The 19,745-nt window shown below is 68.1% G+C and carries 17 protein-coding genes; 13 read left to right on the forward strand and 4 right to left on the reverse strand.

The features are described 5' to 3' along the window. Nucleotides 1–331 precede the first annotated feature (331 nt). Nucleotides 332–982 carry an HAD-IA family hydrolase gene (locus tag JNL31_RS17940; protein ID WP_294976318.1) on the reverse strand — a complete coding sequence of 217 codons (651 nt, stop codon included), beginning with the start codon at nt 980–982 and terminating at the stop codon, nt 332–334. 94 nt (nt 983–1,076) lie between these two features. On the opposite strand from JNL31_RS17940, the gene glmU reads away from it, so the two are divergent. From glmU to JNL31_RS17955, 3 genes are read left to right on the forward strand one after another with little or no spacing between them, the layout of a single operon-like run. Beyond that, on the forward strand, nt 1,077–2,429 hold the full coding sequence (gene glmU, locus JNL31_RS17945; protein ID WP_294976321.1) for a bifunctional UDP-N-acetylglucosamine diphosphorylase/glucosamine-1-phosphate N-acetyltransferase GlmU: 1,353 nt from the start codon (nt 1,077–1,079) through the stop codon (nt 2,427–2,429). Nucleotides 2,430–2,431: 2 nt separating this feature from the next. Next, nucleotides 2,432–4,249: a glutamine--fructose-6-phosphate transaminase (isomerizing) gene (gene glmS, locus JNL31_RS17950; protein ID WP_294976323.1), complete on the forward strand. Its 1,818-nt coding sequence runs from the start codon at nt 2,432–2,434 to the stop codon at nt 4,247–4,249. Beyond that, nucleotides 4,249–4,929, forward strand: coding sequence for a DNA alkylation repair protein (locus JNL31_RS17955; RefSeq protein ID WP_294976743.1), 681 nt, complete (start codon nt 4,249–4,251; stop codon nt 4,927–4,929). The genes glmS and JNL31_RS17955 overlap by 1 nt, the downstream gene beginning before the upstream one ends. 56 nt (nt 4,930–4,985) lie before the next feature. Here the strand turns inward: JNL31_RS17955 and JNL31_RS17960 are convergent, their stop codons facing one another. Further along, a complete protein-coding gene (locus tag JNL31_RS17960; RefSeq protein WP_294976324.1) occupies nt 4,986–6,821 on the reverse strand; it encodes a beta-N-acetylhexosaminidase in 1,836 nt (611 codons plus the stop codon). Further along, nucleotides 6,818–7,579, reverse strand: a complete 762-nt coding sequence (locus JNL31_RS17965; protein ID WP_294976326.1) for a GntR family transcriptional regulator — start codon at nt 7,577–7,579, stop codon at nt 6,818–6,820. The genes JNL31_RS17960 and JNL31_RS17965 overlap by 4 nt, the downstream gene beginning before the upstream one ends. A gap of 231 nt (nt 7,580–7,810) precedes the next feature. On the opposite strand from JNL31_RS17965, the gene JNL31_RS17970 reads away from it, so the two are divergent. The 10 genes from JNL31_RS17970 (at nt 7,811) to nagA (ending at nt 18,998) form a co-directional block, all read left to right on the forward strand. Continuing rightward, nucleotides 7,811–8,737 (forward strand): carbohydrate ABC transporter permease, encoded by a 927-nt coding sequence (locus tag JNL31_RS17970; protein ID WP_294976329.1) that lies wholly within the window; start codon nt 7,811–7,813, stop codon nt 8,735–8,737. 15 nt (nt 8,738–8,752) lie between these two features. Continuing rightward, on the forward strand, nt 8,753–9,598 hold the full coding sequence (locus JNL31_RS17975) for a carbohydrate ABC transporter permease (protein ID WP_294976331.1): 846 nt from the start codon (nt 8,753–8,755) through the stop codon (nt 9,596–9,598). A gap of 32 nt (nt 9,599–9,630) precedes the next feature. Next, the gene (locus JNL31_RS17980; RefSeq protein ID WP_294976334.1) at nt 9,631–10,839 is read left to right on the forward strand and encodes a sugar ABC transporter substrate-binding protein; all 1,209 of its coding nucleotides are present in this window, start codon (nt 9,631–9,633) and stop codon (nt 10,837–10,839) included. Between the two features lie 79 nt (nt 10,840–10,918). Then, nucleotides 10,919–12,016 (forward strand): sn-glycerol-3-phosphate ABC transporter ATP-binding protein UgpC, encoded by a 1,098-nt coding sequence (ugpC, locus tag JNL31_RS17985; protein ID WP_294976337.1) that lies wholly within the window; start codon nt 10,919–10,921, stop codon nt 12,014–12,016. Between the two features lie 15 nt (nt 12,017–12,031). Further along, complete coding sequence (locus tag JNL31_RS17990) at nt 12,032–13,174, forward strand: Gfo/Idh/MocA family oxidoreductase (protein ID WP_294976339.1); 1,143 nt, start codon at nt 12,032–12,034, stop codon at nt 13,172–13,174. A gap of 220 nt (nt 13,175–13,394) precedes the next feature. Then, a complete protein-coding gene (locus tag JNL31_RS17995; protein ID WP_294976342.1) occupies nt 13,395–14,402 on the forward strand; it encodes an SIS domain-containing protein in 1,008 nt (335 codons plus the stop codon). Between the two features lie 199 nt (nt 14,403–14,601). Continuing rightward, entirely contained in the window at nt 14,602–15,675 is a 1,074-nt protein-coding gene (locus JNL31_RS18000; protein WP_294976344.1) for an SIS domain-containing protein, read from the forward strand. Further along, nucleotides 15,672–16,580 (forward strand): ROK family protein, encoded by a 909-nt coding sequence (locus JNL31_RS18005; RefSeq protein ID WP_294976347.1) that lies wholly within the window; start codon nt 15,672–15,674, stop codon nt 16,578–16,580. Before JNL31_RS18000 ends, JNL31_RS18005 begins: the two co-directional genes overlap by 4 nt. Then, nucleotides 16,573–17,841 (forward strand): class II D-tagatose-bisphosphate aldolase, non-catalytic subunit, encoded by a 1,269-nt coding sequence (locus JNL31_RS18010; RefSeq protein ID WP_294976350.1) that lies wholly within the window; start codon nt 16,573–16,575, stop codon nt 17,839–17,841. The genes JNL31_RS18005 and JNL31_RS18010 overlap by 8 nt, the downstream gene beginning before the upstream one ends. Continuing rightward, nucleotides 17,838–18,998, forward strand: coding sequence for an N-acetylglucosamine-6-phosphate deacetylase (gene nagA / locus JNL31_RS18015; RefSeq protein WP_294976352.1), 1,161 nt, complete (start codon nt 17,838–17,840; stop codon nt 18,996–18,998). The genes JNL31_RS18010 and nagA overlap by 4 nt, the downstream gene beginning before the upstream one ends. 191 nt (nt 18,999–19,189) lie before the next feature. Here the strand turns inward: nagA and JNL31_RS18020 are convergent, their stop codons facing one another. Continuing rightward, complete coding sequence (locus JNL31_RS18020) at nt 19,190–19,663, reverse strand: hypothetical protein (RefSeq protein WP_294976354.1); 474 nt, start codon at nt 19,661–19,663, stop codon at nt 19,190–19,192. Nucleotides 19,664–19,745 lie beyond the last annotated feature (82 nt).

Genomic DNA, 19,745 nt, shown 5'->3' on the forward strand with positions numbered 1-19,745 from the left:
CCGCGCCTTTCATCTTTGCCCAAATATCCCAGCGGGAGGCATCTCCCTCGGGTGTCATGCACCCCAGCGCCATTGCTTTCATACTGGTCCAAATATCCCCGCCGGAGGCGCACAACAGCGGCACCAGGCGCAAGATCGGCCACACCTGCACGACATCAGCGCCAAACGCCTCCCCTCCCCCTCGTGGGGAGGGGCCGGGGGTGAGGGGCCACCGTCGGAAAAGATCGAAACGGCCGACCTCCGCGCAGCCCGCCAATTCCTAAAAAGCGGTAAATGTCCGCGACCAAGGCCTTGATTTCATTGCCTCGAAAATTCTGTCCACCGTGGACAGCTACCGCAGCAACCGCTCCGCCAGCCCCGGCAGGTCCTCGAACCGATCCAGAAGTGCAGCCGGATTGAACCGGCTCACCCCCGCCCCCTCCGGCCCGAACGTGACCAGCACGACCGGCACCCCCGCCGCCACCCCCGTCTTCGCGTCGGTCTCGGTGTCCCCCACCAGCATCGACCGCCCGACCGCCCCCCCCGCCCGCTCCACCGCCGCCCGGTAGGGGGTCGGGTCCGGCTTCCTGACCGGAAACGTGTCCGCCCCCACCAGCGCCCCGAAGACCCCCCGCACCCCCAGCGCCGTCAGCAGCAGCTCCGCCAGCCCCTCCGGCTTGTTCGTGCAGACCGAGACCGCGAAACCCTGCCCCCGCAGCGCCTCCACCGCCTCCATCGCCCCGGGATAGAGCCGCGTGTGGGTGGCGATGCCCCCCCGGTAGGCCTCCAGCAGCACTGGATAGCTTGCATCGACATCCGCCTCCGACCAGTCCATCCGCAGGCGCGAGAAGCCCAGCCGCAGCATCGCCCGCCCGCCATGGAACGCCGTCAGCGCATCGCCCGGCCCCAGCACCGCGCGGGGGAGCGAGGCATTCGCCGCCGCCAGAAGGTCCGCCGAGGTGTCCGCCAAAGTTCCGTCCAGATCGAAGACTACACAGCGCATTCTTGGCATTCCTGTAACGTGGCGTGAGGCCCCGCCCCCTTGCCACCCGGTCCAAGGGGGGTAAAACGGGCGCAACGATAAAGGAAGGGGCAGAATGCAGGTTTCAGTCATCGTTCTGGCAGCCGGTCAGGGCACGCGGATGAATTCCGACCTGCCCAAGGTCCTGCACCAGGTCGCCGCCGCGCCGCTTCTCCACCACGCGCTCACCACGGCCCACAGCCTCGAACCCTCGCGCATCGTCACTGTCACCGGCCATGGCGGCGAGGCTGTCGCGGCTGCGGCGACTGCCTTCAGCGAGGCCGTGCAAACCGTCGTCCAGGACCCGCAGCTTGGCACCGCCCACGCCGTCGCCCAGGCCGCACCCCTCCTTGCCGAAGAACCCGGCGAGGCCATCGTCCTCTACGCCGACACTCCCCTCATCCGCGAGGAGACGCTCCGCGCGATGCTCGACGCCCGCGCCAGACACGCCGTCGTCATCCTCGGCTTCCACGCCAGGGACCCCGGCCGCTATGGCCGCCTGCTGACCCAGGGCGACGAGCTTCTGGCGATCCGCGAGTACAAGGACGCGACGCCCCAGGAACGCAGCCTGACCCTCTGCAACTCCGGCGTCGTCTGCGCCGAGGCGAGGACGCTCTTCTCCCTCATCGCCGAGGTCAGGAACGACAACGCCGCAGGCGAGTACTACCTGACCGACATCGTGGAACTGGCCCGCAAACGGGGACTCTCCGCCGGGGTCGTCCTCTGCGACGAGGCCGAGACGCTGGGCGTCAACACGAGGGCGCAACTGGCCGAGGCCGAGGCCGCCTTCCAGTCCCGCGCCCGCCTGGACGCGCTGGAGAACGGCGTCACCCTGACCGCCCCCGAAACCGTGTTCTTCGCGCTGGACACCTGCGTTGGCCGCGACGCGATCATCGGCCCGAACGTGCTCTTCGGCCCCGGCGTCACCGTGGAATCCGGCGCCGAGATCAAGGGCTTCTGCCACCTCGAAGGCTGCCACGTCAGTCGCGGCGCGACCGTCGGCCCCTTCGCCCGCCTGCGCCCCGGCGCCGAGCTGGCCGAGGATGTGCATGTCGGCAACTTCGTCGAGATCAAGAACGCCATCCTCGACGAAGGCGTGAAGGTGGGCCACCTAACCTATCTCGGCGATGCCCATGTCGGCGAGCATACCAACATCGGCGCTGGCACCGTGACCTGCAACTACGACGGCGTGATGAAGCACCGCACCGTGATCGGGAAGCGCGCCTTCATCGGCTCGGACACAATGCTGGTCGCGCCGGTCACGGTTGGCGACGGGGCGATGACGGCCTCCGGGTCGGTCATCACCGAAGATGTGCCGGCGGAAGCCGTCGCCATTGGCCGCGCACGGCAGGTAACGAAGCCGGGCCTTGCGACCAGAATGTTCGATAAGTTGAAAGCAATTAAGGCTTCCAAGGCGAAAGGGCTTTAAGAATGTGCGGTATTGTAGGGGTCTTGGGCAATCACGAGGCTGCACCGCTGTTGGTCGAGGCGCTCAAGCGGCTGGAGTACCGCGGCTATGACAGCGCCGGGATTGCGACGGTCAACGGCGGCAAGCTGGATCGGCGCCGGGCGGTCGGCAAGCTCGTCAATCTTTCGGACCTTCTGGTGCACAACCCGTTGGCCGGAAAGGCCGGAATCGGTCACACCCGCTGGGCGACGCATGGGGCGGCGACGGTCAAGAACGCGCATCCCCATCGTGCGGGCGGGGTCGCGGTCGTCCACAACGGCATCATCGAGAATTTCCGCGAGCTGCGCGCCGACCTAGCCGCCGACGGCTACACGCAGGAATCCGAGACCGATACCGAAACCGTCGTCCTCCTTGTGAACCGCGCGATGGATCGCGGTGCCTCGCCAGTCGACGCGGCAAAAGACACGCTTTCCCGCCTGCACGGCGCCTTCGCGCTGTGTTTCCTGTTCGACGGCCAGGACGACCTGATGATCGCCGCCCGCAAGGGCAGCCCTCTGGCCATCGGCTGGGGCGAGGGAGAGATGTTCGTGGGCTCGGACGCCATCGCTTTGGCCCCGATGACCGACCGGATCACTTACCTGGAAGAGGGCGACTGGGTCGTCGTGACCCGCGCCGGGGCCGAGATCTACGACGCGCAGAACCGACGCGCCAACCGGGCCGAGACGCGCATCCAGCTGGACGCCACCCGGATCGAGAAGGCCGGCTACAAGCATTTCATGGCCAAGGAGATTGCCGAACAGCCGGTGGTCATCGCCGATGCGCTGAAGCACTACGCCACGCCCGAAGGCGGGTTGCAGCTGCCGAAAGGCATTGATTTCAAGGGCATCGCGCGCGTAACCCTCGTCGCCTGCGGTACCGCCTCCTATGCCTGCCACGTCGCGAAATACTGGTTCGAGCAGATCGCCGGCCTGCCCGCCGACATCGATATCGCGTCCGAGTTCCGCTATCGCGACCCGGTCCTCTCGCCCGCTTCGATGGCGATCTTCGTCAGCCAGTCGGGCGAGACGGCGGATACACTGGCAGCGCTGCGCCATGCCTCGGGCAAGGTGGCCAGGGTCGTCTCGGTGGTCAACGTGCCGACCTCCTCCATCGCGCGGGAAAGCGACCTTGCCCTGCCGATCCTCGCGGGGGTGGAGGTGGGCGTCGCCTCGACCAAGGCCTTCACCTGCCAGCTGACCGTGCTGGCGCTGATGGCGCTGAAGGCGGCGCAGGACCGCGGCAAGATCGACGCCGCGACGCTGGCCAAGCGGCTCGACGGCTTGCGCGCCGTGCCGGGGCTGATGAACGCTGCCCTGTCGCTGTCCGACCCGATCGCGCGGGTTGCCGAGGATCTGGGCAGGGCGCAGGACATCCTGTTCCTGGGGCGGGGCCCGATGTTTCCGCTGGCGCTGGAAGGGGCGCTGAAGCTGAAGGAAATCAGTTACATCCACGCCGAAGGTTATGCATCGGGTGAACTGAAGCACGGCCCCATCGCCCTCATCGACGCCGACGTGCCGGTGATCGTGCTGGCGCCGAAGGACCCATTGTTCGACAAGACCGTGTCGAACATGCAGGAGGTGATGGCGCGGCATGGCAAGGTGCTGCTTCTCTCCGATGCCGCCGGGATCGCGGCCGCTGGACAGGGCACCTGGAAGACGCTGACCCTGCCATCGGTCGATCCGCTCTGGGCACCGATCCTCTATGCGGTCCCGGCGCAGCTTCTTGCCTATCACACCGCCATCGCCAAGGGCACCGACGTCGACCAGCCGCGCAACCTGGCGAAGTCGGTGACGGTGGAATGATCACCCCCGAAGCCGCGCTGGCCGCATTGCGGGCCGAGGCCGATCCGGTCCGCGCCGTGCAAGAGGCCGCCTATCTGAAATCCCCGCGCGAGGTGCTGGGCCTCCGGGTGCCGCGGATCACCGAGCTGGCGACCGGCTGGCGCGAGGGCCTGGCGGTGGAGGAGCGTGTCGCCCTGGCCGATGCCCTATGGCGCATGGACATCCACGAAACCCGAGTCGCGGCGGCGAAGCTGCTGGTGCAGGCGCGCATCCGGCCGGACGAGGGCGTGTGGACCCTGATCGCATCGTGGGTGCCAGAGTTCGACGGCTGGGCCATCGCCGACCAAGCCTCGGACGCCGGGGCGCGGCGGCTGGTGGCCGATCCGTCGCGGCTGGACGAGGTGGAGGGCTGGACCGTCTCGCCGCATATGTGGTCACGCCGCGCCGCGCTGGTCATGACCCTGCCCTGGGCTCGGCTGAACAACCTGCGCCCCGAGGACGCCGCCCGGCGCGCGCGCATCCTCGGCTGGGCGGCCGGGTACGTCCCCGACCGCGACTGGTTCATCCAGAAGGCCGTGGCCTGGTGGCTGCGCGACCTGTCGAAGCACGACCCGCAGGCGACGCGGGACTTTCTTGCCGCCCATGGCGAAAGGATGAAACCCTTCGCCCGGAAAGAGGCGGCGCGGCACCTGCCTGCCTGACCGCGTGCGGCTTCGCCGTCTCGTCGCGGGCCCGGAGTTGCCGACGAGCAACCGCCTCAAGCCCCGCGATACCGCCGCCACCCGATCCGGTCGAACAGGGGCCCGTAAGCCCCCGCCAGCGCCCGGATCGCCGCGCCGTCGGTCCGCCCCGCCGGTTCCCAGCCCTTCGTCGCAATCCCGAGGATGCGCGGGGCGATCATGCCTTCGGCCTGCCAGTCCTCGGTGGTGAACTCGCCCCAGAAACAGGCCTGCACCCCGGCGATGCGCGGCGCAATGTCCTCGGCCCCTTTCGGCACCGGGTCCCACTCCACCGTCTTTTCCAGCGGCACGAACCCGGCCCAGGCCGCGCCCCAGTCGTCGGGATGATCGGTGTGGGCGAGGTCGAAATAGGCACTCTGCGCCGGGCACATCACCACGTCATGCCCGCGCCGCGCCGCCTCCACCCCCGGACCCTGCCCGGTCCAGGAGAACAGAAGCGCCCCGTTGCCGATGCCGCCCTGCACCCCCTTCGCCGCCTCTTCCCAGGCCGCCACGCGCCAGCCCTTGGCCACCAGCCCCGAGGCCAGTTTCGCCAGCATCCAGCCCTGCATGTCGTCCGATGTCACGAGCCCCTCGTGCGCCTTCAGTGCCGCCACGGCGGGAGAGCCGTCCCAGGCCCCGTGCGGTGCCTCGTCGGCACCAAGGTGGATCATGCCGAAGGGGAACAGCGCCGCCACTTCTTCGGTCAAGGGCTGCAACACTTCCCATGTCGCTGGCATCGCCGGGTTGACGATATTGTCGATATAGCCCTGGACCGAGGCCTCCTCGCCGTTGTCGCCGGGGTCGCGCAGGCCGGGCAGCGCCTTGACCGTGCCGTGGCTGTGGGCGGGCACTTCGATCTCCGGCAGCACCTCGATCTTCAGCGCCTTCGCCCGCGCCAGCACCCGCGCCACCTCGGCCTTCGAGTAGCTGCCCCCGGCCCGGATACCGCCACCGAAGACGCCCGGCACCAGTTCCCCTTCGCCCCGGAAGGCGGTGCGCTGCCAGAGGCGCGGCTGGCTTTCCACCTCCAGCCGGAACGCCTCGTCATCGCTGAGATGCCAGTGGAAGCGGTTCAGCTTCAACAGCGCCATCAGGTCCAGAAGCCGCAGGATGAAGTCGACCCCGAAGAAATGCCGCGCGCAGTCAAGATGCTGCCCGCGCCAGCCGAAGCGCGGGGTGTCGGTGATCTTGCCGCAGGGCAATTGCCCGCCACAGGTTTCCCGCAGGGTGAGGAGCGTAACCCCCGCGTAGTGCAGCCCCGTCGCCCCCCCCACCACCACGGAAAGCCCGGAGGGCGCGATCGTCAGCCGGTATCCCTCCCCACCCAGCGCCGCATCCTGCGTGACCGCAAGCGTCAGGCCGCCCGGCGCGATGATCGGATCGAATCCCGACCGCTCCGCCAGATCGGCCAGGCCCTCCAGCCCGGCCAGCGGGGCCAGCGCCGCAAAGCCCAGAGTTCCCCCGGACGCCCGCCAGTCCGACGGCTGCGGCACCAGCGGAAGCCTATCCGCGTCAAGCTTCGGCGCATCCGGCCCCGCGCCCTCCCGCAGCCCCAGATCGCTCCCCGGCGGCAGCGGCAGACAGTCCCGTCCCAGCCGCAGATAGGCCCCAAGCGGCAGCCAGGCCCGGTTGCGCGGCAGGTAGCGCGGATCGGCATGTTCCAGCATCAGTTCATGCACCGCACCCGCCGCGAGGTCCGGCAGCGCCACCTCGGCATAGCCCGCCACCCGCCGGACCAGCACTCCGCCAGAGACGACCGCAGGCGCAGCCATCAGCGAAAAGCAGAAGACCGGCGCGGGCAAAGGGCGGTCCGTGCCGATTTCGCAGCGGATCCGGTGCCCGTCGATGCGGGCGGCAAAGGTCAGGCTCATGGGGAATCCAGCCTCAATTCGGCGATGAAATCGTAGATGTCGCTGCGGTAGAGCCCGCGGGTGAACTCGATCGGGCGGCCCGAGGGCAGATAGGCCGTCCGGTCGATCCGAAGGACCGCCGCGCCTTCCGGCAACAAGAGAAGCTTCGCATCCGCCGCCGTCAGGTTCACCGCCGTGATCCGCTGCACCGCCCGCGTCGGAGCCTTACCAGAAGCCCGCAGCACGTCGTAAAGCGAGGTTTCGACCACCTCGGGGTCGGGCAGCACGTCGGTCGGCAAGGACGACCATTCCAGCGCCAGCGCCGTCTCGTCGGCAAAGCGCAGCCGTTCCACCCGCGCCACCCTGTCGCCGGCCGAGAGGCCCAGTGCGATGGTCTCGTCCGGTGTCGGCAGGAACAACCCCCGGCGCAAGATGCGGCTGGACGAGGTCTTGCCGCGCTGGCGCATGTAGTCGGTGAAGGACAGAAGCGCCGAGAGCGACTGTTCGATCCTCGACCGCGCCGGGCGCACGAAGGTGCCCGCGCCGCGCCGCTGTTCCAGCACGCCATCCTCGACCAGCTGGCTGACCGCCTTGCGCACGGTTACGCGCGAGACATCGGCGATCAGCGCCAGTTCGCGCTCCGGCGGCAGCTGGGTATCGGGCGGCAGTTCCCCTGCGGCGATCGCCGCCGAAAGATGGCGGTAAAGCTGTTCGTACCGTGGTCCGCGCGCTGCGCGAAACCACGCTTCGGGGCGGTAGAGCGCCTGATCGTCTTCCATCGGAAGCCCCCGAATTGGTATTGTTTAAATGGAACCAATTCCATCGCCTTGCGCCAGAAGGGCCGATTTTCGGGGCAAAAACAAGCGAAATTCGCGTCAGGTTCGACTTTTTCGCTAACTTGGTATTATGATGGTAGCAAAGACGCAGTTTTTTGGTATCGTTGCCCCAACAAGATGATTCGACCCGCGCCGCCCCTGCCAGGGTGGCCCAGGCTGGACAGGGGGAACTGCATGACGCTTGTCGCCGAGAGTGCCGCGCCGGAACGGATGCAGCGTCGCGAGCTGTCCGATCGTGCCTTCGCCTGGCTTCTCATCGCCCCTGCCCTGATGTTCATCGCCGTCATCGTGGTCTGGCCGCTGCTGGAAACCATCCGCCTCTCCTTCACCGATGCCACGCTTGGCGGCGAGAACTGGGTCGGCACCCAGAACTACGCCGCGCTCTTCGCTGACCCGAAATTCTGGCAGATCGTCGGCCGCACCTTCTACTGGATGGTGCTGGCCGTCAGCCTGAAGCTGGTCGTCGGCCTGATCGGCGCCACGCTCCTGAATGCCGCCATCCCCGGCAAGGCGCTGTTCCGCGTCCTCGTCATGCCGCCCTGGGTGATCCCGATCGCCATCGGCTGCATCGGCTGGAAATGGATGTACAACGGCTATTTCGGGCTGATCTCGGGCCTCTTGCAGGAATTCGGGCTGGTGCAGGACCGCGTGGCGCTTCTGGCCACCAAGACCTCGGCCTTCTATTCCGCCATCGTCACCGATGTCTGGGTCGGCACCCCGATGGTCACGCTGTTCTTCCTGGCCGCCATGCAGGGCGTCAGCAAAGACCTGTATGAGGCCGCCTGGGTCGATGGCGCAAGCCGCTGGTATCGTTTCCGCCGGATCACCATTCCCCAGATCATGCCAGTGATCGTTTCCATGGCGCTGCTGTCCGCGATCTGGACCTTCAACAGCTTCGAGATCATCTGGATACTCACCGAGGGAGGCCCGCGCGGGGCGACGACAACGCTGATCATCGACACCTACAAGGTCGCCATCTCGGCCCAGCGCTTCGGCGAGGGCGCGGCGCGGGCGGTGGTGATCGTGGTGCTGCTGGCCACCTTCTCGCTCTTCTACCTGTGGTTCCTGAACCGCGTGAACCGCCACTACGGCGCCAAGTAAGACAAGGGCGAAATCATGCAGATCGACAGGCTTTCGTTCCTCCAGAAGATCGGCGTCTATGCCGCCACCTTTCTGTTTCTTCTCTTCATCCTGATGCCTTTCATCGAGATGATCCGCGTTTCGCTCCGGCCCATGAGCCACCTGATGACCGCCGAATTCTCCTGGTGGTCCGAGGATTTCAGCCTGCAGGCCTACCGCGACATGTGGAAGACCGTGCCGCTTCTCGGGCGCTACATCTTCAACTCGATCTTCGTGGCCTCGGCTGTGACGGTGATCACCATGATCGTCGTGATCCCTGCCGCCTACGCCTATGCCCGGCTCGACTTCCCGTTCAAGGCGCTCTCGCTTGGCGGGTTCCTCGCGGTGAACATGTTCACCGGGGCGGTCCTCCTCATCCCGCTCTACCGCGTCCTGCGCACGCTTTCGATGCTGAACACCTACTGGGCGATGATCATCCCCGGCGTCGCCTTCCTGATCCCGACCGGCATCTGGCTCCTGCGGTCATACCTGGAAAAGATCCCGCGCGAGCTGGAAGAAGCGGCCTTCGTCGACGGCGCCTCGCGGCTTTATACGCTCCGCCGCGTGGTGATCCCGCTGGCCGTGCCCGGGCTGATCGTCGTCGGCACCGCCGTCTACATCGGCGCCTATGCCCAGCAGTTCCTGTTCGCCATCACCTTCAACAACGTCCGCGAAATCCAGCCGCTGCCGGCGGGCCTGTTCGAATTCGTCGGCTACCAGGACACCACCTGGAACGAGTTGATGGCCGCCGCCCTGACCGGGATCACCCCGGTCATGATCGTGTTCCTGTTCCTGCAGAAATTCCTCGTCGCCGGTCTGACCGCCGGTGCCGTGAAAGAATGACCAACCAAGACCACCAACAAGGGAGACTAAGAATGACCAGACTTCAGACCCTGACCGTCGCTGCGGGCCTTCTGGCCGGAACGGCGCTGTCGGCCCAGGCCCAGGAATTGCAGTTCATCATGTGCGGCGGCGAGGTGCGTCCCGCCGACCAGAAGGTGATCGACAAGTTCCAGGCCGACAATCCCGGCGTCACCGTGAAGATGGAAGCGGTGGAATGGGGCACCTGCCAGGACAAGTCGATGCAGCTTGCCGCTGCCGGTGATCCGCCGGACGTGGCCTACATGGGCTCGCGCACGCTGCGTCAGCTGGCGAAGAACGACCTGATCGTTCCCGTGACCTTCACCCCGGAAGAAGAAGCCATGTTCCAGCCGGGCGTCCTGAAGACCGTGAGCAGCGGTGGCAAGTACTGGGCCATCCCGCATGCCTTCTCGACCAAGGCCTTGTACATCAACTGCACCGTGGTCGAGGCCGCCGGGGCCGAATGCAAGGCCCCCGCCACCTGGGAAGAGATGATCGCCCTGGCGAAGACCGTGACCGACAACACCGACGCCGCGGGCATCGGCATCGCCGGCAAGGACTTCGACAACACGATGCACATGTTCCTCGACTTCCTCTATTCGGACGGCGGCAAGGTCTTCAACGACGACGGAACCTCGGCACTCGACAGCAAGGAAACCCGCGAGACGCTGCAGCTTTACGCAGACCTCCTGCCCTACATGGAATCGGGCCCGACGGAATGGGAACGCGACCAGATGAAGGACCTGTTCAACGACGGCCAGATCGCCATGTATGTGAACGGTCCCTGGGGCGAAGGCCAGCACAAGGAAAAGGTGCCGAACCAGCTGATCGCGCCGGTTCCGCACGGGCCCTCGGGCACCAACGGCACGATCCTGATCACCGACTCGCTCGCCGTCTTCAAGGGCACCGGGAACGAGGAACTGGCGACCAAGCTTGCCAAGGCCCTGACCTCGGGCGAGGCGCAGTATGACCTCGACATGACCTGGGGCCTGACGCCGATCCTCGACTACGAAAAGCTCGGCATGACCGATGTCTTCTACAAGAAGGGCAACTGGCCGGTCTTCGTCGCGGGCATCTCGACCGGCGGGCCGGAACCGATGGTCGAGGACTTCAAGGCGCTGCAAGCCGTCTTCACCAACATGATCCAGGGCATCATGCTCGGCGAAGGCACCGTCGACGAGCTGGTGACGCAGGCGGGTGTCGAACTCGCCGCCGTCCGCTGATCCGATACCCGGGGGCGCGGCCTGCCTGCGCCCCCGACGTCCCACCCTCCCTTCGCCCTTCCTCCTCAAGGACGCATCCATGGCCACGCTCGACCTCCAGTCCATCACGAAAAGCTTCGGCGCGGCCCAGGTGCTGACCGGCATCGACCTTGCGATCCGCGACAAGGAATTCGTGGTCTTCGTCGGCCCGTCCGGTTGCGGCAAGTCCACCCTCCTGCGCATCATCGCGGGGCTTGAAGCCGCCACGTCCGGCAACATCCTGATCGACGGCACCGACGTCTCCGCTGCCGCCCCGGTCGACCGCGGGATCTCGATGGTCTTCCAAAGCTACGCGCTCTACCCCCATCTCTCGGTTTACGAAAACATCGCCTTCCCGCTGCGCGTCGCCCGCCTGCCCGAAACGGAAGTGAAGCAGAAGGTCGGCCGCGCCGCCGGGATCCTGCAACTGACCGAGAAGCTTTCGCTCAAACCCGGCCAGCTTTCCGGCGGCCAGCGCCAGCGCGTCGCCATCGGGCGCTCCATCGTGCGCAACCCCAAGGTCTTCCTCTTCGACGAACCGCTGTCGAACCTCGACGCCGCCCTGCGCGGCGAGATGCGGGTGGAACTTTCCGCCCTGCAGCGCGACCTTGACGCCACCATGGTCTACGTCACCCACGACCAGGTCGAGGCGATGACCATGGCCCACCGCATCGTCGTCCTGAACAAGGGCCGTATCGAACAGTTCGGCACCCCGATGGAGTTGTACCACCACCCCGCGACCAAGTTCGTCGCCACGTTCATCGGCCAGCCCAACATGAACCTCCTGCCCGCAACCGTCACCGGCACCGGGGCCGAGGGCGTCACCGTCGAATTTCACGGCGGTGCGCGGATGACCCTGCCGGTCGAAACCTCCAGCGCCCGCAAGGGCGACGTGGTCGAGGTCGGCGTCCGGCCGGAAAACCTGCAGATCGGCCAGGGCATCGCCATGCGTCTCCGGGTCCTGGAACGCCTCGGCGGCACCGCCATCGCCTATGGCCAGATGGCCGACGGGCTGAAGCTCTGCGCCGCGCTTCCGGGCGACACCACCGTCCATGAGGGCGAGGAGGTCGGCCTGACCTTCGCCCCCGCCGACGCCCATGTCTTCGACACCCAAGGCCGCGTGATGCGGCGGCAGCAGGCCCCGGCGCTGGCCGCCTGACGAAAGGAAGAGAGAATGCGTATCGTCACCTCAGGCATCGGCCTGCGGGCCGGTCACGTCTTGACCACGCTGAAACAGGAAATGCCCGAAGCCGAGATCGTCGGCTTCTACGACCCCCAGCCCACGCATCTTGCGATGATCGGCGAGGACACCCCGCGATACCCTTCCGTCGAGGAAATGCTGTCGGACGCCAAACCCGACCTCTACTGCGTCTTCTCCCCGAACGTCTTCCACCTTGACCAGATCCGGCTGGGACTGGAGGCCGGGGTGCAGATCTTCACCGAAAAGCCCGTCGTCGTCTCGATCGACGAAACCCTGGAACTCGCCCGCCTCCTCGCGCAGCACGGCGGCACCAACCGCGCCATGGTCGGCCTTGTGCTCCGCTACTCGCAGCACATGACCGACCTCCGCGCCGCCCAGTCGCAGGGCTGGCTGGGAGACATCACCAGCCTTGAGGCCAACGAACACATCGGCCCCTATCACGGCGCCTTCTTCATGCGCGACTGGCGGCGGAAGACCGGCCTTGCCGGCGGCTTCATGCTGGAAAAATGCTGCCACGACCTCGACATCTACAACATGGTCACGGGGTCGCGGCCGCAGCGCGTCGCCAGCTTCGGCGGGCGCAAGTCCTTCGTCTTCGCCAATGCGCCGAAGTCGAACGCCGAGGCGGAGATCTTCCACGTCAAGAAATCGGTCTGGGAATCGACCGACGATCCCTTCCTGTCCGACGGCGACATCATCGACTACCAGACCGCAATCCTTCAGTACGAAACCGGCGCCAGCCTCGCCTTCCACACCAATCTCAACGTGCCGGACGAACACCGCCGCTTCTGCGTGATGGGCACGCATGGCATGGCCGAAGGCGACTTCGTCCGCGGCTTCCTGAAAGTCACCGCCCGCGACGGTCGTCGGCTCGCCGACCACGACTACACGCAAGGAACGGCGATGAAAGGCGCGCATTACGGGGCCGACCAGCTCATGTGCCGCGACATCACCGCCTACCTGCGCGGGCAAGCCGACAGCCTTCCCGTCTCGATCCTTGACGCCATGGAGGCCGGCATCGCCGCCATCGCCCTCGACCAGGCCCGCGTGACCGGCCAGGTCGTCGACCTCACCGACACCTGGGCGAAGCTTGACAGCCACGGGTTGCGGAAATGACCCGCTGGCCGCCCCAGATCAACACAGCCCCGGAAGGCCTCCTCCGGCGCAAGGTCTTTCATACTGGCCCAAATATCCCCGCCGGAGGCTCCGCCCCTGCAGGCCGCGGGACGCTTCCCAACCTGCACAGCCGAACCCTCCGGTGCCTCCCCTCCCTCCCGCGGGAAGGGGGTGGGCGGCTCCATTTCCAAACAGAACACCACCCGATCCGAGCCCCAAGATGATCGACCTCCCCCAAGACGCCGGACAGCACATGACACGCGAGATCGCCGAGGCCCCGGCGGTCTTCGCGGCCTCGGTCGCACAACCCGTCACGCTGCCGGACCTGGCCGGCCTCCGCGCGATCTACACCGTCGCCCGCGGCTCCTCCGATGCCGCCGCCAACGTGCTCTCCTATGAGATCATGCGCGAGACCGGCCTGCCCATGACCTCGCTGCCCCCCTCGATCTTCTCCGTTGGCCATGGCGTCCGGCTGGCCGACAGCGCCGTCCTCGTCGTCTCGCAATCCGGCGCCTCGGATGACCTTGTCCGCTCCGCCTGCGGCGCGAAGGCCGCAGGGGCAAAAGTCCTCGCCCTGACAAACGCCCCCGGCAGCCCGGTCGAGGCCACCGCCGACACCACCCTCCGCATCGGCGCAGGCCCCGAACTCGCCGTCCCGGCGACCAAGTCTGTGATCGGCGCCATTGCAGGCGGCATGGCGCTCCTCTCCGCCCTCGTCCCCGCCTACGCCTCCCGCGCCACCGCCTCGGCCAGGGCGCTCGCCACGCTGTCGGGCAAGACCCTGCCCCAGACCCGGGCCATTCTCGCCGCGCTCCTGCGCGCCTCGCATGTCTATGTCATCGGTCGCGACACCGGCTTCGGCGCGGCCCAGGAACTGGCGCTGAAACTCAAGGAATGCTGCGCCCTCCATGCCGAGGCCTATTCCTCAAGCGAAGTCCTGCACGGGCCGCTGCAACTCGTCACCAACCCGCTCCTGATCCTGATCCTCGACACCGAACAGCCTGAGGTGCAGGCGAGCCTCGACACGGCTGAACAGCGCTTCCGCACGGCAGGCGGCACCGTCATGCGCATCCGCCCGTCCGACGCGGGCGCGACCGGCCTCACCCCGGCCGCCGCCGCGGCAGCCCTCCTCTGCCTCAGCTACCCGCTCGTCCTGCAAACCGCGCTCGCCCTCGGCCACGACCCCGACCAGCCAACAACGCTCGCCAAGGTGACGCAAACCCGATGACCCGCTGCGCCGCGCCCATGCCTTTCACATTTGCCCAAATATCCCCGCCGGAGGCATATCCGAGCCGGTTGCGCGCCCTTCGCGCGCAGAGGCAAGACAAAGGGCTTGCGGCGCAGCCGCTCCATTTCAAAGGCACCCCGTCCCCCATCGGCACAACCGCGGCCAGCCTTGCCCGAACCGCCACCGCAGAAGCGACCCCATGACCGACCTCACCCGCCACGCCACGTTCCGCGAAATACTCTCCCAGCCCGCGATCTGGCGCGACTGGGGCACGAGGCTCCCCGTTGCCGACCTCCGCCACTGGATCACCGAAACCGGCGCCACCGAAGCCTGGTTCTGCGGCGCCGGGACCTCCGCCTATATCGGCGACATCCTCGCTGCAGGCCTCGAAGGCCAGCATCTTGACGGAAAGACGGGCCCCCGCCTCCGCTCCGTCCCGACGACCGACATCGTCGCGAGGCCCAAGGCCTACCTCACTGGCGCGCCGAAACTCGTCGTCAGCTTCGGCCGCTCCGGCAACTCGACCGAGAGCATCGGCCTCCTCGACGCGCTCGACACCCTCGCCCCCGACTGGCCCCGCCTCAACATCACCTGCAACGCCACCTCCGCGCTGGCCACCCGCCCCGGAGCCAAGGTCATCACCCTGCCCGAAGCCACACATGACCAGGGCTTCGCGATGACCTCCAGCTTCTCCACCATGCTCCTGACCGCCGCCGCCCTCTTCGACATCGGCCTCGCGCCGAACGACGCCCCCGCCCGCTTCGCCACCCTCGCCGATACCCTCGCCGCTCTCCTCCCGCGCTTTACCGCCGAGGCGGCAACCACCCGGCTTCCTGCCCGCGCCGTCTTCCTCGGCTCCGGCCCCCTCGCCTTCGCCGCGCGCGAGGCCGCGCTGAAGGTCATGGAACTCTCCGCCGGCCGCATCCCCGCCCTCTGGGATTCCACCCTCGGCTTCCGCCACGGCCCGAAAAGCTTCACGCAAGGAGCGACCGACCTCTGGCTCTTCCGGTCATCCGACCCGCTGACCCGCGCCTATGACGACGACCTCCTCGCCGAACTCCGCACCCAGTTTCCGCACTCCACCGTCGCCGCCCCCGACATCCCGCAACCCTTCGGAGACCTCTGGTCCGCCCCCCTCCACGTCGCCCTCGCCCAGGTCCTGGCGGTCCAGTGGTCCGACGCCCTCGGCCTCGATGTCGACGACCCCTTCGCCGGACAGGGCACCCTCACCCGCGTCGTCTCGGGCGTTCGCCTGCACAAGGTGACGCCATGATCGCAGCCGGCATCGACCTCGGCGGCACCAAGATCGAAGCGCAGGTCTTCGCTCCCGACTGGTCCCTTGCCGCCCGCCAGCGCTGGCCCACACCAAGGGCCTACCCGGACCTCGTCACCGCCATGGCCAAGGCGATCCGCTGGTGCGAAACCCACGCGGCAGACCTTCCCATCGGCATCTCCGCCGCAGGTCTCGTGAACCCCGCGACCGGCCTTGCCCTCACCTCCAACCTCCCCGCCACCGGCAAGCCCTTCCCCGCCGACATCGCCGCCGCCGCAGGCCGCAAGATCGCCTGGATCAACGACTGCCGCGCCCTCACCCTTTCCGAGGCCGCCCTCGGCGCCGCCAAGGGCGCCGACCCCGCCGTCGGCCTCATCCTCGGCACCGGGGTCGCCGGGGGCGTCGTCACCGGCGGCAAGCTCCTCCCCTCTCCCGCCGCCACCGGGGGCGAGTTCGGCCACTTCCCCCTCGCCGCCGCCCCCATCGTTGCCCACGGCCTTCCCATCCTGACCTGCGGCTGCGGCAGGCAGGGTTGCACGGAAACCTACCTCTCCGCCCCCGGCCTCGCCCGCATCGCCGCCCACCTGACCGGCCAGACCCACAGCCCCGAAGCCATCGTCGAAGGTCGCGCCACCACCCTCGCCTTCGCCAAGGCCTGGGACATCTGGCTCGACCTCGCGACCGAGTTCCTGATCACGCTGTCCTTCACCCTCGACCCGCAGGTCATCGTCATCGGCGGCGGCCTCTCCCGCACCCCCGGCCTGACCGAAGACCTGACCCGCCGCCTGACCGAAGCCACGCTCAAGGGCTTCCCGATCCCCGCGATCCGCCTCGCCGAAGGGGGTGACGCCAGCGGAGCCCGGGGTGCCGCCCTCCATGCCCACCGCGAGGCCGCCCATGACTGACCTCCGCCAGATCATCGCCCGGAACCGCGCCGGCGAAGCCATCGCCATCCCCTCGGTTTGCACCGCCCACCCCGACGTGCTGGAGGCCTCGCTCACCCTCGCCGAAACCCTCGACCAGCCCGTCGTCATCGAGGCCACCTCGAACCAGGTCAACCAGGACGGCGGCTACACCGGCCTGACCCCCGCCGCCTTCATCGCCTTCGTCGGGGACATCGCCACCTGCGCCAGGGTCGACCCCGCCCGCATCCTCTTCGGCGGCGACCACCTCGGGCCGCAGGCCTGGCGCAAACTCCCCGCGGATCAGGCGATGGACAAGGCGCACCGCATGGTCGCCGACTACGCCGCCGCAGGCTTCACCAAGATCCACCTCGACTGCTCCGAAGGCTGCCTGGGCGAACCCGCCCAGCTTCCCGACGCCATCACCGCCACCCGCTCCGCCGCCCTTGCCGCCACCGCCCTGCAACACGCCCCCGACCCCCGCACCCTCCTCTTCGTCATCGGCACCGAAGTCCCGCCCCCCGGCGGCGCCCGCACGGATGACCATGGCGATATCCCGCCCACGACCCCTGAAAGCGCGAAGGCTACCCTCGCCGCCCACCGCGAGGCCTTCACCGCCCTGAACCTGCCCCTCGACCAGATCGGCGGCCTCGTCGTGCAGCCCGGCGTCGAGTTTTCGCCGATGGAGGTCCACCACCTCCCCCTCGCCCGCGACCCCGGCCTGCTGGCGGCCCTGTCAGACTGGCCGACCGTCTGCCTTGAGGCCCATTCCACCGACTACCAGTGCCCCGGGGCCTACCCCCGTCTCGCGCAACTCGGCTTCGCCTTCCAGAAGGTCGGCCCCGCCCTCACCTTCGCCTGGCGCGAGGCGCTCTATGCCCTCGATACGCTCCGCGCGCAGAACGGCTGGGCCAGCGGCCGCTCGCTTTGCGACACGATGGAACAGGTGATGCTGGCACAGCCCGGCTATTGGCAGGGTCACTACCACGGCACCAGCGCGGACCTGCGCACCGAGCGGCACTTCGGCCTCGCCGACCGCATCCGCTACTCCTGGCCCGACCCGCAGGCGCAGGCCGCCGTCGCCCGGCTGTTGGCCGATCTCGACGGCAAGCTGTTGCCCGACCCTGCCCTCCTTGCGCATTTCGCTGCATCCGAGATTGCCATCGCCCGCAAAAGCCGCCATCCCCTGCCGCGCGCCCTGGCCCTCGTTCGGGTGCAGACTGCCCTTCGCCCCTATTTCTTCAACGCTGGACCCCGGTCATGAGCGCCTCCCCCGACCTCTGGCTCCTCCCCGACGCGATCTGGGACGGCACCCGGCTCAGGTCCGGCACGGCGCTCGGCATCGCGGGCGCTCGCAGCCTCACCCTCGCCGAAACCGCAAGCCTCCCCGCCTCCGCCCCGATCCGCCGCATCCCCGGCACGCTCACGCCGGGCTTTCTCGACCTGCAGGTGAACGGCGGCGGCGACGCGCTCCTGAACAACGACCAGACCCCCGAGGCCCTGCACCGCATGGCGGCCGCGCACCGCCGCTTCGGCACCATCGGCATCCTGCCCACCGTCATCACCGACGCGCCCGACGTCCTGGCCCGCGCTGTAGGCGCCGTGCTGGCCGCCCAGGCCGAGACACCCGCAGATCGCAGCCTCCTCGGTCTCCACATCGAAGGCCCGCACCTGTCGATCCCCCGTCGCGGCACCCATGCCCCGGAATGGATCCGCCCCTTCGAAGCGGCAACGCTCGCCCATATCCAGCGCCTCCGCGCTGCCGGCATCTTCGTCAAGATCACCGTCGCCCCCGAAAGCGTGACCCCCGAACAGGTCCGCCAGATCGCAGCCACCGGCGCCGTGGTCTCCATCGGCCACTCCGATGCTACGGCAGATGAAACCCGCGTGCTTCTCGACGCGGGCGCCACCTGCTTCACCCATCTCTTCAACGCCATGTCGCCGATGCTGAATCGTGCCCCCGGCGTGACCGGCGCCTGCATCAACTCCACCGCCTTTGCGGGCATCATCTGCGACGGCATCCACGTCGCCGACGAGATGGTCGGCCTCGCCATCCGCGCAAGGCCGATGCCGGGCCGGATGGTCCTCGTCTCCGACGCCATGTGTACCGTCGGCGGCTCCGACCATTTCCGCCTCTATGGGCAGGACATCTGGCTGAAGGACGGCCGCCTCGTCAACGCCGAGGGCTCGCTCGCGGGCGCGCATGTCACCATGGCCGAAGGCCTCCGCCGCCTGATCGCGCAGGTCGGCACCCCGCCCGAGACCGCCCTCGACATGGCCACCGCCGCTCCCGCCCGCCTCCTCGACCGCCCCGACCTCGCAACACCCGAACACCGCGACCTCGCCGACCTCCTCCTCCTCGCGTCCGACTGGACCGTCACCGGCACAGTCGCGGACCAGCTGCAAACCCAAGCCGCCTGAGCCCGCCCGCCTTTCATCTTTGCCAGAAATATCCCCGCCGGAGGCAGCCCACCCCCCCGCGCCCTGCACTTTCATACTGGAAAAATATCCCCGCCGGAGGCGTCAACCCGAGGAGGAGGCGCAGCCTGACGACGAGAAAAAAGGCTCGCGCCGCAAGGCGCTCCTTTCAGTACCCCGCCCTCACCCGGGGACTACGGCCCGTAGACCGTCACCTCCGGCAACTCGGTCAGTGAAATCCCCAGCGCCTGGAAGGCCGCCAGCGACAGAAGCGCCCCGCCCGTCCCCGGCCGCAACTCCACCGCCAGGCTCTTGCCCGCCGCCGTCACGATTCGCCCCTGCGCCTTGTCCTTGACCAGCGCGGACGACAGCCAGATCCCCTGCTCCGCCGGAGCCCCCAGCGCCACGACGACCTTGCCCAAGGCCCGTTCGCCCCCCGCCGCCGGGGCCGCCAGTGCCGCCGCCTTTTCCTCGGCCGTGGTCTTGTCCAGCACCTCCGCGCTCACCGCCCGCGCGCCCAGCGCCGTCGTCGCAACCGCCGGGGCGAACTCGGTGGCCGGCTGCGGCTCGGCAGGGCCGGTCACGCCGCTCGGCCCCCCGTCCTTCTGGAACAGGGCACAGCCCGACAGGGCGAGGGCGAACAGGGAAATGGATACGATCTGTTTCATGGCCGGAAGCCTATCCTGCCGCCTCCGGCCCCGCAATCGTCGCTCGCGCACTTGTGCGGCCCCTCGCACAGGCCTACCTTCC

This window comes from Tabrizicola sp. (assembly GCF_016792905.1).
In the GTDB taxonomy this organism is placed as follows: Bacteria; Pseudomonadota; Alphaproteobacteria; order Rhodobacterales; family Rhodobacteraceae; genus Tabrizicola.